This is a genomic window from Vitreoscilla sp. C1, assembly GCF_002951955.2.
In the GTDB taxonomy this organism is placed as follows: domain Bacteria; phylum Pseudomonadota; class Gammaproteobacteria; order Burkholderiales; family Neisseriaceae; genus Vitreoscilla; species Vitreoscilla stercoraria.
Genome location: NZ_CP019644.2, coordinates 383,912 through 397,928 on the forward strand (window position 1 = coordinate 383,912; position 14,017 = coordinate 397,928).

Annotated in this window: 17 protein-coding genes; 13 read left to right on the forward strand and 4 right to left on the reverse strand. The window is 46.1% G+C overall.

The features are described 5' to 3' along the window. Nucleotides 1–271 precede the first annotated feature (271 nt). Genes ADP71_RS01890 through ADP71_RS01905 form a run of 4 tightly spaced genes read left to right on the forward strand, consistent with a single transcriptional unit; the run spans nt 272 to nt 2,490 of the window. Nucleotides 272–559 (forward strand): YciI family protein, encoded by a 288-nt coding sequence (locus tag ADP71_RS01890; RefSeq protein WP_019957261.1) that lies wholly within the window; start codon nt 272–274, stop codon nt 557–559. Continuing rightward, nucleotides 556–843 (forward strand): BolA family protein, encoded by a 288-nt coding sequence (locus tag ADP71_RS01895; protein WP_019957262.1) that lies wholly within the window; start codon nt 556–558, stop codon nt 841–843. The genes ADP71_RS01890 and ADP71_RS01895 overlap by 4 nt, the downstream gene beginning before the upstream one ends. Next, nucleotides 840–1,703: a peptidylprolyl isomerase gene (locus ADP71_RS01900; RefSeq protein ID WP_019957263.1), complete on the forward strand. Its 864-nt coding sequence runs from the start codon at nt 840–842 to the stop codon at nt 1,701–1,703. The genes ADP71_RS01895 and ADP71_RS01900 overlap by 4 nt, the downstream gene beginning before the upstream one ends. A gap of 25 nt (nt 1,704–1,728) precedes the next feature. Beyond that, a complete protein-coding gene (locus tag ADP71_RS01905; RefSeq protein WP_104931363.1) occupies nt 1,729–2,490 on the forward strand; it encodes a peptidyl-prolyl cis-trans isomerase in 762 nt (253 codons plus the stop codon). A gap of 68 nt (nt 2,491–2,558) precedes the next feature. Here the strand turns inward: ADP71_RS01905 and rsgA are convergent, their stop codons facing one another. Further along, nucleotides 2,559–3,422, reverse strand: a complete 864-nt coding sequence (gene rsgA / locus ADP71_RS01910; RefSeq protein ID WP_019957265.1) for a ribosome small subunit-dependent GTPase A — start codon at nt 3,420–3,422, stop codon at nt 2,559–2,561. Next, on the reverse strand, nt 3,422–4,672 hold the full coding sequence (locus tag ADP71_RS01915) for a M48 family metallopeptidase (RefSeq protein WP_104931365.1): 1,251 nt from the start codon (nt 4,670–4,672) through the stop codon (nt 3,422–3,424). Before ADP71_RS01915 ends, rsgA begins: the two co-directional genes overlap by 1 nt. A gap of 110 nt (nt 4,673–4,782) precedes the next feature. On the opposite strand from ADP71_RS01915, the gene orn reads away from it, so the two are divergent. From orn to ADP71_RS01930, 3 genes are read left to right on the forward strand one after another with little or no spacing between them, the layout of a single operon-like run. Next, nucleotides 4,783–5,355, forward strand: a complete 573-nt coding sequence (gene orn, locus ADP71_RS01920; RefSeq protein ID WP_019957267.1) for an oligoribonuclease — start codon at nt 4,783–4,785, stop codon at nt 5,353–5,355. Between the two features lie 27 nt (nt 5,356–5,382). Then, nucleotides 5,383–7,047, forward strand: a complete 1,665-nt coding sequence (gene pgi, locus ADP71_RS01925) for a glucose-6-phosphate isomerase (RefSeq protein ID WP_237343034.1) — start codon at nt 5,383–5,385, stop codon at nt 7,045–7,047. Beyond that, on the forward strand, nt 7,013–7,489 hold the full coding sequence (locus ADP71_RS01930) for a CinA family protein (protein ID WP_019957269.1): 477 nt from the start codon (nt 7,013–7,015) through the stop codon (nt 7,487–7,489). The genes pgi and ADP71_RS01930 overlap by 35 nt, the downstream gene beginning before the upstream one ends. A gap of 245 nt (nt 7,490–7,734) precedes the next feature. Here ADP71_RS01930 and ADP71_RS01935 read toward each other — a convergent pair whose 3' ends face one another. Further along, a complete protein-coding gene (locus tag ADP71_RS01935; protein WP_019957270.1) occupies nt 7,735–8,220 on the reverse strand; it encodes a DIP1984 family protein in 486 nt (161 codons plus the stop codon). A 40-nt stretch (nt 8,221–8,260) separates the two neighbouring features. Next, nucleotides 8,261–8,983: a bifunctional 2-polyprenyl-6-hydroxyphenol methylase/3-demethylubiquinol 3-O-methyltransferase UbiG gene (ubiG, locus tag ADP71_RS01940; RefSeq protein WP_171460847.1), complete on the reverse strand. Its 723-nt coding sequence runs from the start codon at nt 8,981–8,983 to the stop codon at nt 8,261–8,263. 90 nt (nt 8,984–9,073) lie between these two features. Between ubiG and truA the strand changes: the two genes are divergently transcribed. The 6 genes from truA to ADP71_RS01970 all read left to right on the forward strand — a co-directional run bounded on the left by truA (nt 9,074) and on the right by ADP71_RS01970 (nt 14,000). Continuing rightward, on the forward strand, nt 9,074–9,889 hold the full coding sequence (truA, locus tag ADP71_RS01945) for a tRNA pseudouridine(38-40) synthase TruA (RefSeq protein WP_026353383.1): 816 nt from the start codon (nt 9,074–9,076) through the stop codon (nt 9,887–9,889). Continuing rightward, nucleotides 9,886–10,518 (forward strand): phosphoribosylanthranilate isomerase, encoded by a 633-nt coding sequence (locus ADP71_RS01950; protein ID WP_019957273.1) that lies wholly within the window; start codon nt 9,886–9,888, stop codon nt 10,516–10,518. The genes truA and ADP71_RS01950 overlap by 4 nt, the downstream gene beginning before the upstream one ends. Then, nucleotides 10,493–11,692 (forward strand): tryptophan synthase subunit beta, encoded by a 1,200-nt coding sequence (gene trpB, locus ADP71_RS01955; RefSeq protein ID WP_019957274.1) that lies wholly within the window; start codon nt 10,493–10,495, stop codon nt 11,690–11,692. The genes ADP71_RS01950 and trpB overlap by 26 nt, the downstream gene beginning before the upstream one ends. Before the next feature lie 24 nt (nt 11,693–11,716). Then, nucleotides 11,717–12,511 carry a tryptophan synthase subunit alpha gene (gene trpA / locus ADP71_RS01960; RefSeq protein WP_104931367.1) on the forward strand — a complete coding sequence of 265 codons (795 nt, stop codon included), beginning with the start codon at nt 11,717–11,719 and terminating at the stop codon, nt 12,509–12,511. Nucleotides 12,512–12,521: 10 nt separating this feature from the next. Continuing rightward, nucleotides 12,522–13,394, forward strand: coding sequence for an acetyl-CoA carboxylase, carboxyltransferase subunit beta (gene accD, locus ADP71_RS01965; RefSeq protein ID WP_019957276.1), 873 nt, complete (start codon nt 12,522–12,524; stop codon nt 13,392–13,394). 198 nt (nt 13,395–13,592) lie between these two features. Beyond that, entirely contained in the window at nt 13,593–14,000 is a 408-nt protein-coding gene (locus tag ADP71_RS01970) for a hypothetical protein (protein ID WP_019957277.1), read from the forward strand. Nucleotides 14,001–14,017: the final 17 nt, after the last annotated feature.

Here is a 14,017-nt window from a genome sequence, read left to right on the forward strand (position 1 = left end):
AATGGCTTGTGGGAGAAAGCTTATAGATGATTGATGTCATCAATATGGGTTATTAAAAGGATAAATGGATAGTGATTAAATATTCTTTCAGGCCGCTTATTGCTTTGTAGAGACAGTCATTGCAAAGTGTTTTGTGGTGTATTTTGGACAGATTAGATGCATCTGATACTTTTAACTCACAACAAAACTGCGATACTATCGAGGTTTTGTAAGCTCGTGTGCTGAAAATGGTCAGACATGATTTACAGCAGTTTATACAAAGGATAGAACCATGTTGTACATGATTTTGGCAACAGATGTAGATGACAGTACGGCGTTGCGTCAAGAACACCGCCCAGCACATTTGGCTCGTTTGGAACAAATGAAGGCGGATGGTCGCTTGTTGTTGGCAGGCCCAACGCCTTATCCTGAGCAAGAAGGTGTTTCAGGCAGCTTGATTGTGGCTGAGTTTGAGACTTTGGATGCTGCCGAAGAATGGGCGAGCCAAGATCCATTTGCTTTGAATGGCATTTATACAGAAGTGTTGATTAAACCATTTCGTGTGACGTTAGAAAAATGAGCTTAGTGACTGAGATTGAACAACGTTTGCAGGTGTTAAAACCATTGGTATGCGTGTGTGATGATGAAAGTCATCACCATGTTGGACATGCAGGTAACAATGGTGGTGGACATTATGCTTTGTTGATTGTCAGTGAAGCATTTGAAGGTGTGAGCCGTATTGAGCGTCAACGCATGGTGAATGCACCGTTACAGGATTTATTCCCTGTTCAAATACATGCTTTGAGTATTCGTGCTTTGAGCGTGGCGCAATGGCAAGAACTACAACAGAAAGATTCTAAATGAAAAAAGTATTCATGGTTGCTGCTGTGATGGCGGTATTGAGTGGTGGTGTTCATGCAGCAACATTGGTGACAGTCAATGGTGAGAAAATTGACAGCGCTGTCATTGATGCACAAGTGCAATTGATTACTCAAAAGAGCAATGGTCAAATTCAAGACAGCCAACAATTGCGCAATGGTTTGCTAGAGCGCATGGCAGGTCAAACTGTGGTGGTACAAGAAGCCAAACGCTTGAAATTAGACCAAACAAGTGCATATAAAGATGCGCTGAAACAAGCGCGCGCGGCAGCCAAAGAGCAAGGCGCAGACAAACAGCCAACGTTCAAGCAAGAATTTGCTCAATATGAGCGTGATTTGTTGAATCAAGCTTATGCTATTTATGTGATTGAGCAAAATCCAGTGGCAGCTGCGGAAGTACAGGCTTTTTACACCGATTTTCAGAAGAAATACCAAGGCAGTGAAGAGGTTAAATTGTCTGAGATTTTCTTAAGCACAGAAGCCGATGCTAAGGCAGTAGTGGCTGACTTGAAAAAAGGTCAGAAGTTTGCAGATGTGGCCAAAGCCAAAAGCTTGGACCCGCGTGCCAAACAAAGCGGTGGTGAAAATCCTAATTATGTGAATTTGAAAGACATGCAGCAAAATGCCCCAGCGGTTTATGCGGTGATTTCAAATTTGAAAAAAGGTCAATATAGCCAACCGGTCAACGCTCAAAATGTTTGGGGCGTGTTTAAATTAGAAGACAAACGTGCGGCTAATATTCCAGCTTTTGAGACGGTACAAGCCAATATTGTCAATCAATTGCGCAATGAGCGTGTGAATGCAGCAACGGGTCAATTGTTCCAAAAAGCAAAAATTGAACAGTAATTTTGAATCACAAGGTTAAGTAAACATGAAAAAAACCAGTATTGCCGCCATTTTGATGGCGTGCATGGTAGGTATGGCTGTTGCAGCAGCGCCTGCAATTGAAGAAGTGCGTATTGATGCGTTGGTAAAACAGTTTGAGCAAATGAATCCCGGTCAACAAATGCCTGCTGCCGATCGCGATCATTTGAAAGGTCAAATCAAAAGCCATTTGCAACAGCAAGAAATTTTAAAGCAAGAAGCTTTAAAATTGGGTTTGAATAACCAGCCTGAAGTCAAAGCGATGTTGCAAAATATGGAAGCGGAAGTGTATGCGGCCAAATATGTGGAGCATTTGAAAGCCAATGTGGTCATCAGTGATGCTGATTTGCATGCCAAATACCGTGAATTGACGCGCGAATTGAAATTGCAATTTGCAGAATTCGATAACCGTGAAGCTGCGATTCAAGCGCAAGAATTGTTGAAAAAAGGCGCGATGTTTACAGATTTGGTGAAATTGTTGCCAGCTCAAGAACAAGGTTTGGCCGGCAATTGGTGGCCAGCGGCTGAAATGGGTCAATTCCCAGCTGGCGTTCAAGGTTTGGTCAAAGGTCAAATCACTGCTGAGCCTGTGGAAATTGAAGGCAAATTCTATTTGTTCCGCGTGGCTGATGAGCGTGCGAGTGCTGAAGCACCTGCGTTTGATGCCATTAAAGACCAATTGGCCAATGAAACCCGCGAAGCCAAAGTCAAAGAACAATTAATCACTTTGTTCAAAGCCAATGGCGTAGAAGTACCACAAATGCAATAAGGCGAAAGTCAGATGGAACAAGCGTCCTGTAAAAGTTTACAGGACGCTTTTTTCATGTCTAACCAGTTTTAGTGAGACAGTTCGTCCGTAATCATTTGTAAAAAATCCACACGACTGGCTGGTAACACGCCTTGTTCGACGGCATTTTTCACCGCGCAATTGGGTTCATTGCGATGGGTGCAATTGTGAAAGCGACAGGCTCCTATCAAATGACGCATATCAGGGAAATAATGCAACAAATCGGCACGTTCTAAATGGTGCAAACCGAAGGCTTGTAAGCCGGGAGAGTCGATTAATTGCGTGTCTTCGTCCAATTGATAAAGCTGTGCGTGGGTGGTGGTGTGTTTGCCTGAATCCAATGCCGTCGAAATGTCGCCCGTGCGGGCGATGTTTTCGCCCAAAATGGCATTGGTTAAAGTGGACTTGCCCATACCAGATTGACCCAAGAAAATATTGCTGTGACCTTTTAAAATCGGGCGCAAATCGTCTACGCTTTGTAAGGCACTCAAGGTGCTAAAACCATAGCCTAAATCCGCATAATATTGGAACACCGCTTGCCATTTGGCAGTGCCTTCTAAATCAGACTTATTCAGGACGATGTGGGCTTGAATGTTGCCCGCTTCGGCAGCAAGCAACGCCCGTTGCACTAACATTTCATTCGGGGAAGGTTCTGCGGCAATCACAATCAATAATTGTGACACATTGGCGGCAATCAATTTGCTTTTGAACGCATCTTGGCGATAAAGCAAGCTTTGGCGCGGTAAAAAATCTTCTATGACCACTTGTTCTGCATTGATAGATTGGATTTTAACTTGGTCGCCGCAAGCATAATCGACCCGCTTTTTGCGTGTGGTGGCTTGAAAGGTTTGGCCTTGTTCGTCACGAACAATGTATTGGCGACCATAACTGGTGATGATTTGTGCAGTTTGCATCAATGTTTTCCTGCTTGTTTGAGGGCGGCAATGCGCTCGTTGGCATTCGGATGGCTGGCGTAAAAACGGCTGTGCCATGCATCAGGCGTGAGCGTGCTGGCATTGCTGCGATAAAGTTTGGTGAGTGCTGAAATCAAATCGGCAGCTTCGCTGTGTTGGGCAGCAAAACGATCGGCTTGGTATTCGTTGCGGCGCGACATCAGGCTTGCCAATGGTGAAAATGGAAAAGTGAACACAGGTAAAATCAACATGAAAAGCAATAAAGCCATCGCATGGCTAGGATAATGCACGCCCAATTGGTTGAAAAAACCAAACTCAGGTAAGTTTAACAATTGGCTTAAAATCCACAATACTGCTAATCCCAACACAAATTGGATGCTGATTTGTTGTGTGATATGGCCGTGTTTGAAGTGCCCCAACTCATGCGCCAAAACGGCTTCGACTTCTTTGTCGTTTAATTCGGTTAATAAAGTATCGTAAAACACGATGCGTTTTTGTTTTCCAAACCCTGTAAAGTAAGCATTGCTGTGACCTGAGCGTTTAGAGCCATCCACGACAAACAAGCCATTGCTGGCAAAGCCTGTACGAGTGAGCAAGGCTTCTATGCGTTGTTTCAGGTCGCCTTCGGGTATGGGTGTAAATTGATTGAACAAAGGTGCAATCCATTTTGGATAAGCCCACAATAAGCCCAAGGACAAGCCGACCCAAACCATCCACACCCATAACCACCAATTTGTTCCCATGCTGCCCATTAAGTAAATTAGCACATACAAGACAGGGACACTGATGAGTGCGACGACTGCTGTGGTTTTGAGGGTATCGTTGAGAAATTGTCCCAAAGTGTTGCGGTTGAAACCGAAACTTTGTTCTAATTTAAAAGTGCGGTACAGTGCAAAAGGCAAAGACAAAAGACTATTGGTGAGCGCAAACAAGCCCAACATCACCACGCCTTGTGTCATTGGTGCGTATGCAAACCATTTGGCACTGAGGCTGGCAATCAAGTTTAAGCCTCCGCCTAGCGTCCAAATCAACAATAAAGCGGCCTGAAACAAAATTTCATAACGCAGTAAACGTTGTTTGGCGAGCGTATAATCTGCCGCTTTTTGATGCTCATCCAAGCTGATTTGGTGGTTAAAATCATCAGGCACAAAAGCCCGATGCCGCCTAACCGACAAGCTTTGGCGAATAGACAGGTATAATTGCAATAATGTGCTGAATACAAAAAACAGCAAAAACAGTCCAGTCAGCATAAAATCAGTGAAAAAATAATCGTGTCGTATTATCGCATGATTGACCTTGAACGGGCGGATGGCTTGAAGAATGTTTGAATACAATGACGCAATATATTGTGTTAGAAAGAATGAATAAAATGGCAAATGCAAGCAACTTGGTTTGGTTAGACATGGAAATGACGGGCTTAGACCCAAACAAAGAGCGCATCATTGAAGTGGCGATGATTGTGACTGACAATGAATTGAATACCATCGCACAATCTCCGATTTTGACTGTGCATCAAAGCGATGAGTTACTCAATGCGATGGATGAATGGAATACCGCCACGCACACCCGTACAGGCTTGGTCGAGCGTGTCAAAGTATCCACGATGAATGAAGCGGAAGTGGAAGCGCAATTGTTGGCGTTCATGCAGCAATATGTGCCTGAAAAAACCTCACCTATGTGCGGCAATTCAGTACACCAAGACCGTCGTTTTATGCAAATTTACATGCCGGCTTTAGAAGCCTATTTCCATTATCGCAATTTGGATGTGTCTACTTTAAAAGAATTGGCGCGCCGCTGGCGACCTGAAATTGCCAAAGGTGTGGTGAAAAAAGGAGCACATCAGGCTTTGGCCGACATTGAAGAGAGCATTGCAGAGATGCGTTATTATCGCGAACATTTTTTAAAATTGAGCCAAACCGAGGCAAGTGAGTAAGACGTTGGTTGATGATGGTGAGCCTGTATGATTAGAGAATCAAAAACAATGGCCAAAGTTTTAGAAGATTTGTCCGAGCATCAACAATACATTGCTTTGCAACACATGCGCGATTGGTTTGAGCAAGATGCCCATCGCTTTGAGCGCATGCATCAAAAAGTGGGACCTTTGCTGCTCGATTACAGTAAAAACCGTGTGACAGAAGAAACATGGCAATTATTGAGTGATTTGGCCGATACCTCCGATTTGAAAAGTTGGCGTGAAGCGATGTTTGGCGGCGAAAAAATCAATCGCAGTGAAGCAAGAGCGGTATTGCACACAGCTTTGCGCCAAGAACGCAATGCGGTGGTGGAAGTCGATGGCGTCAATGTGGTGGCGCAAGCGTATCAAGCTTTGGATAAGGCTTTGGATTTTGCTGAAAAAATCCGCCAAGGTATGCATTTGGGCTATACTAAGCAGCGCATTGTGGATGTGGTTAATTTGGGTGTGGGTGGCTCGGATTTGGGTCCGAAAATGGTCACTGAGGCACTGAAATCTTTTGCCACGGGCGATGTGAATGTGCATTTTGTTTCCAATGTGGATGGCGCACATTTGCACCATGTTTTGGAGCATTTGCGTCCTGAAACCACTTTGTTTGTGGTCGCCAGCAAGTCTTTTACCACGCCTGAAACCTTGCTCAATGCACAAGCGGCCAAAGCTTGGCTATTGGCACAAACTGCATGGCCTGACGATGCGGTTGCTGCACATTTTGCCGCCATTTCGACCAATTTACAGGCCACTGCGGCTTTTGGCATACACCCTATGCAAGTGTTTGAAATGTTCGATTGGGTCGGTGGTCGTTATTCGGTGTGGTCAACCATCGGTTTGCCCGTGATGTGTGCGATTGGGCGAGAGGCGTTTTTGCAGTTTTTAGCAGGTGGTCGGGCGATGGATGCACATTTTCAAAATGCACCATGGCGAGAAAACATGCCTGTTATCATGGCTTTATTAGGCATTTGGTATAATAATTTCTTCGATGCCCACAGCCATGCAGTGATTCCATACGATTATGGCATGCGTTCGTGGACAGAATATTTGCAGCAATTGGACATGGAAAGCAATGGCAAAAATGTTACCCAAAACAATCAGCCAGTGAATTATGCTACCGGTCCCATTATTTGGGGTTCGCAAGGGGTGAATTGCCAACATGCTTATTTCCAATTGTTACATCAAGGTTCACGGTTGGTGCCCAGCGATTTTATTGTGCCTGTGAACAGCCATTTGCCTGTGGGCAAGCAACATACGGTTTTGGTTGCCAATGCTTTGGCACAAACGGAGGCGTTGATGCGTGGCAAGACTTTGGCAGAGGCACAAGCAGAATTGGCGCTGAACGGCCAAGACATTCATTTGGCAGCGCAAAAAGTCTTTTCTGGCAACCAGCCGACCAATACTTTGATGCTGACAGACATCAATCCTTATACTTTAGGCATGTTGATTGCCCTGTATGAGCACAAGGTTTTTGTGCAAGGCGTGATTTGGCGCATTAACTCTTTTGACCAATGGGGTGTAGAATACGGCAAAGTTTTGGCCAAAACCATTGAGCAAGAGTTGGTCAGTGGCGTGCGTGTGCCTCACGATGCTTCCACGTTTGGTTTAATTGATTATTATCAGGAGTGTTATGTTTCAACAACAACTGCAAGCCTTGACGACTAAATTGTCGAAACAAGGCGTGAAAGTCACTTGTGCAGAATCGTGTACCGGCGGTTTGTTAGCGGCAAATTTAACCCGTTTACCCGGAAGTTCGGATTGGTTTGATGTCGGTTTCATCACTTACAGCAACGATGCCAAAAAGCAATTGTTGGATGTGAAACAAGAAACTTTGCGTCATTACGGAGCGGTGAGCGAAGAAGTGGCGCGTGAAATGGCATTGGGTGCATTGATTCGTTGCAAATCACATTATTCATTGTCGATCACGGGCATTGCAGGGCCTGATGGTGGTACTGAGGACAAACCTGTGGGTTTGGTGTGGTTTGGTTTGGCGAGCAAACAACGCATTTGGGCAGAATCACGCCAATTCAATGGCGATCGCGATCAAGTGCGTGCGCAAGCGGTACAATTTGCGATTCAGTTTTTGGCATCTAAATTAGATGATTAAGCTTCAAAACTGTGATTAAAAAGCGTCCTGTAAACGGTTACAGGACGCTTTTTTAATGGGTGGATGCATTGTCAATACACGGTAGTTTTAAATGCCAAGTGACAGATTAAAGATGCCAAGTGCGACGCCTAAAAAGTGCGGTTTTGAAGCAGGCGTGTTGCTTCTGGCAAAAGGTTTGTCTTGTTTGAAACCTCACAAACCCTATAAAGAGGTCTTGTATTCGCCCAATGCACCCGTTAACAGAGTCAATCCAAGCCAATGACGTCAATGTGCCAATTGGAGGCTTGAATTTCCAAATTGTTGGTGCGAATGCGCATGCCGACTGCATCGGCTTGTTGCTGCAAATCTCCGACCGAAACGGTTTTGACCCAACGAATTTCGTGGTTGCTGTAACGGTTTTGTTTTTCGCTGGCCGCATCAATCGTTTGTTGTAAAATGCGATGTTGTTGCAGCAGCGCATCGCGCTCATTCAAAGCATCCATCAACGGACGGTTGTGTGTGCTCATCGCCTGAGCGTTGGTCAGATGAATCGCTTTGATCAAGCGATGCAATTGTGTGTTCAAGCGCAAAGCGTCCTGTAACAAAGTTTGCGGATTTTCGCTCGGTTCATCGCCTTCTTGTACCAACACATTCGCTTGCAGGCGTTGACCAATTGATGCCAATTGGGTTTGCAAGTTTTTGCGCTCTAATAAAGCTTCTGCCAATTTCATATTGATTTCCCCGTATTTCATTCAAGCGTCCTGTAACATTTACAGGACGCTTGAAGGTGTTTTAAGCTTGAATCTTGCGACAAGCTGCCATGTAATTGACATCAATGCTGTCGCACAAGCTGTACACATCGGTCAATGGATTGAAAGTGAAGCCTGTAAAATTGACAATTTCCAAACCTGCGTTGCGGCACATGCGCGCCATTTCGGCAGGGGTGACGAATTTTTTGTAGTCGTGTGTGCCGCGTGGCAACAAGCCCATGATGTATTCGGCTGCCAAAATGCTTTGGAAATATGATTTTGGGTTGCGGTTGATGGTGGAGAAGAAAATCCAACCATCGTCTGTCGCCAATTGAGCGCAAGAGCGAATCACGCTGGCTGGGTCGGGTACGTGTTCCATCATTTCCATACACACCACCACATCAAACTGCTTGGGTTGTTCTGCCGCCAAATCTTCCACGCTGACTAAACGGTAAGACACATTTTGCAATTCGGTTTCGATGGCGTGTAGTTGGGCGATTTTCAATGATTTTTCTGCTAAATCCACACCCAAAGTGGTCGCGCCTGCTTGGGTGATGGCTTCGGTCAAAATGCCGCCACCACAGCCAACATCGACAACGTTTTTGCCTTTTAAGGACGCATAATCATCGATGTATTGCAAACGCAAAGGGTTGATGCGGTGCAACGGTTTAAATTCACTTTCTTGGTCCCACCATTTGTGAGCCAATTGGCTGAATTTCTCGATTTCGCTAGGGTCGACATTGATGTGGGTCGCTGGCTCAGTCATGGAGGGCATCCTGTAAATTGATGGCGCTTATTATAAGCGAAGGGACGCGCTTTGTGGCACTCTTACCCAACACAAGCGGATTCAGGTAAAATGTCCGCCATGTCTACTACCCGTATCGCCCTGATTTTGCACTATGACGGCAGTGCATTCTATGGCTGGCAAGTTCAGCCCCAAGGCATTCCTACCGTTCAGGCCGCTTTAGAGCACGCTTTGGCAAAAATTGCCCAACATCCTGTTGCCACCATTGTGGCAGGGCGTACCGACACGGGCGTGCATGCCACAGGTCAAGTGGTACATTTTGATACCACTGCCAAACGCCCTTTATCGGCATGGGTGCGTGGGGTCAATGCGCATTTGCCTAAAGGCATCGCCATTCAAAGTGCGCACGAAGTAGCGCCTGAATTCAGCGCACGTTTTGATGCGTATCGCCGTGCTTATCGTTATGTGTTGTGCAATGAAGCGGTGCGTCCTGTATTGCTTGCAGGCAAAGTGGGTTGGGCATTTCGTGAACTAGATGTTGCTGCAATGCAGCAAGCAGCGGTATGCTTGGCGGGGACGCACGATTTTTCCAGTTTTCGTGCTGCTGAGTGCCAAGCCAAATCGCCGATTAAAACCATGTATGACGTGAAAATCAGTCAGCAAGGCAGCATGATTTGTTTTGATTTTGAAGCGAATGCTTTTTTGCATCACATGATACGCAATTTGGTTGGTGCATTGGTGTATGTTGGTTATGGCAAACTGACGCCTGACGAATTTCATCATTTATTATTACAAAAAAATCGCACCCAAGCGCCGCCGACTTTTATGCCTGATGGTTTGTATTTGACACAAGTACATTATCCTGAGCATTTTGCAATGCCTGTGGCGCAGGTGCCATCTTGGTTGTGGGGAATAGAAGCAAAATGACGCGTGTGAAAATTTGTGGCATCACCCGAGTAGAAGATGCTCAGGCAGCGATTGCTTTGGGTGTGGATGCACTAGGATTGGTGTTTTTTGAAAAAAGCCCTCGCTTTGTGAGTATTGAACAAGCACAACAAATTGCAGCAGTGGTGCCAGCTTTCACGCAAACAGTGGGTTTGTTTGTCAATGCAAGTGAAAGCCAAGTGCATGAAGTGTTGCGCCAAGTACCTTTGGATGTGTTGCAATTTCATGGCGATGAAACTCCAGAGTTTTGTCGCCTTTTTATGCGTCCATATATTAAAGCGGTGCGTGTGGCTTCGGTACAAGACATCGAAGCGGCAGCAGCAACATTTTTTGACGCACGGGCATTGTTGTTTGATGCACATGTTGAAGGTGTGTACGGTGGCACAGGACAGGTGTTTGATTGGCGATTGTTGCCTAAAAATTTAACTCAAGCATGGGTTTTGTCAGGAGGTTTGTATCCTGAAAATGTGACCGAAGCGGTTGCCAAAACTGGTGCGATGGCAGTGGATGTTTCAAGCGGAGTAGAAGCGGCCAAAGGCATTAAAGACGCTCAGAAAATGCGTCAATTCATACAAGGAGCAAAATGTGCAGGAACAGAATTTACCGAATGAACGAGGCTGGTTTGGCGAATATGGCGGTGTATTTGTCGCGGAAACCTTGATTCCAGCTTTGAAGCAGTTACAGGACGCTTATGCTGAGGCGCAACTTGATCCTGAGTTTCAACAAGAATTTGACTATTATTTGCGTCATTTTGTGGGTCGTCCTAGTCCTTGCTACCATGCTGAAGGTTTGAGTGCACATTTGGGTGGTGCGCAAATTTATTTGAAGCGCGAAGATTTGAATCACACGGGCGCGCACAAAATCAACAATGCTTTGGGTCAAGCTTTGCTGGCCAAACGTATGGGCAAAAAACGTGTGATTGCCGAAACTGGCGCAGGTCAACACGGTGTGGCAACGGCAACCGTAGCTGCACGTTTTGGCATGGAATGCATTGTGTATATGGGCAGCGAAGACATTCAGCGCCAAATGCCCAACGTGTTTCGCATGAAATTGTTGGGTGCGAAAGTCGTGGCGGTGGACAGTGGTTCGAAAACCTTGAAAGACGCGCTCAACGAAGCGATGCGCGATTGGGTGGCGAATATTGACGACACCTTCTACATTTTAGGTACGGCAGCAGGTCCGCACCCTTATCCACAAATTGTGCGTGATTTTCAGTGCATCATTGGCAACGAAGCCAAAGTGCAAATGCCAGAATTGATTGGTCGCCAGCCTGATGTGGCGGTGGCGTGTGTGGGCGGTGGTTCTAACGCTATTGGCTTGTTCCATCCGTATTTGACCGAGCCACAAGTAAAATTGGTCGGCATTGAGCCAGCAGGCCGCGGCTTGGATACAGCAGACCACGCGGCACCTTTGGCAAAAGGTCAGCCAGGTGTGTTGCATGGTTTTAGAAGCTATTTGATTCAAGACGAAAACGGCCAAGTTTTGGGTACACATTCGATTTCGGCAGGTTTGGATTATCCTGGTGTGGGTCCTGAACACAGTTATTTGAAAGATTCAGGCCAAGTGGTTTACGATTCGGTTGATGACGACGAAGCGATGCAGGCGTTTGATTTGCTGTGCAGCAAAGAAGGCATCATTCCAGCGTTGGAAAGCAGCCACGCGTTGGCTTGGGCGGTGCGTGAAGCACCAAAAATGGCCAAAGACCAAGTGATTTTGGTGAATTTGTCTGGTCGTGGTGACAAAGACATCAACACGGTTGCCAAGCTTCGTGGCATTGAAATCTAATCCAAGCGTCCTGAAAGAATTGTTATGAGCAGAATCAGTCAAGTATTTGCCAATTTACAAGCTAAAAAAGCTTTGATTCCTTACATTACCGCAGGCGACCCCAATTTGGGCACGACTTTGCAATTGATGCACACTTTGGTCGACAGCGGCGCCGATCTGATTGAGTTGGGCGTGCCATTTTCAGACCCGATGGCAGACGGTGAGGTCATTCAACGTGCGGCAACGCGTGCGGTCGCGCAAGGCGTCTCTTTGCGCGATGTGTTGGGTTTGGTGGCACAATTTCGTGAGACCAACCAAACCACACCTGTGATGTTGATGGGTTATTTGAATCCGATTCACCGCTTGGGTTACGAAGCGTTTGCGCAAGCAGCGGCTGAGGCCGGTGTTGATGGCGTGTTGACCGTGGATTGTCCGATTGAAGAAATTGGCGCTTTGAATCAATATTTGAAACCTGCTGGCATCGATTGTATTTTCTTAATTTCGCCAACAACACCGGTTGAGCGCATTGAAGCGATTGCTCGAGAAGCCAGTGGTTTTGTATACTATGTGTCTTTGAATGGCGTGACAGGCTCAGCGAATTTGGATGTGGCTGCTGTGGCCAAGCAAGTTGCGCTCATCAAACAATATGTGCCATTGCCTGTGGGCGTGGGTTTTGGTATTCGTGACGCCGCCAGTGCAAAAGCCATTGCTGAGGTTGCGGATGCAGCGATTGTAGGTAGCCGTTTGGTGCAAGCCATTGAAAACAATGTAGGCAATGAGCCAGCGGTTGTTGCCGCCATCGTACAAGAGTTAAACCAAGCTGTGAAAGCAGCAGTATAAGGGGACTGACGTGAGTTGGTTAGACAAAATTTTACCTCCAAAAATCAAAAGCCGTGATACGAGCAGCCGCTCGAATGTGCCTGAAGGTTTGTGGAGCAAGTGTCCATCTTGTTCAGAGGTGTTGTATGCCACTGATTTACAGAAAAACATGCAAGTGTGCCCAAAGTGTGGTCACCACCATGCTTTGAGTGCGCGTGAGCGTTTGGGTGTGTTGTTGGATGAAGAAGATCGCCAAGAGATTGGTATCGATGTTAAACCAGTAGACATTTTGAAATTCAAAGACACCAAAAAATACCCAGACCGTTTGGTTGCCGCACGCAAAGCGACAGGTGAAGACGATGCTTTGGTGGTGATGAGTGGCAAAATGGCTGGGTTACCTGTGGTGGTGGCAGCATTTGAATTCAAATTCATTGGCGGCTCTATGGGCTCGGTGGTAGGCGAGCGTTTCGTGCGCGGTGTGCGTGAAGCGGTGCGTTTGAATTGTCCATTCATTTGTGTGGCTGCTTCAGGCGGCGCACGCATGCAAGAAGGCTTGAATTCTTTGATGCAAATGACCAAAACTTCAGCGGCTTTGCATTTGTTGTCTGAAAAACGCTTGCCGTTTGTTTCTGTATTGACCGATCCGACTATGGGTGGTGTGTCTGCCAGCTTCGCTTTCTTGGGCGATGTGGTGGTGGCTGAGCCAAATGCCTTGATTGGTTTTGCAGGTCCACGCGTGATTGAGCAAACAGTGCGTGAAACTTTGCCTGAAGGCTTTCAGCGTGCTGAATTTTTGTTGGAAAAAGGCGCTATTGACCAAATCGTTGATCGTCGTGAGATGAAACAAACTTTGGCTGATTTGTTGACTTTATTACAACGTCATGAAGCGGTGAAAGTCGCTTAATCGCAGCTTCAATCTGATTTGTAGAAGCGTCCTGTAAATACAGGACGCTTTTTTTGTGGCTTTTTACGGTGGTTTCGGTTAAAAACAACTTAATTTATTTTATTTGCATGGTTATATGTCATATTTATATGGCGAAAACTTGAATAGAAGGGAAGAGCTGTGTCGCGTTATTTCCGTAAGGTTGGATTTGTCTGTTTGATGGGATTGGCGCCTTTGGCGATGGCTGAACAATGGGTCATATTAGGCAGTCCATCTGGTATAAGATATAACAGCCATACTCCACGTTTGTCGTTTGTTCCTGAATCGATTGATACACAAGCCAGAACTGTGGTTGTGAAACGTGAGCAAGATCAGCCTGCGTTTAATGCAGAGGTGAGACAATCTAAGGCCACGGATTTATCTGTGGACTCTGTGATTGCACAGCGTCATTATCGTTGTGACAAGCGCCAATTTCACACGCCTGCGGCACAATATTTGACGGATAAGGGACAAGTGGTGCATGAATATGACTACCGTTTGCGTCAAGGTTTGTTGTTTCAGTTAAGCAATGTGGATGAAGGCGGTGAGGCTGAGCAAACTTTATTCAGACGAGTATGTGGGTTTTAATCTAGCACAATCAGGAA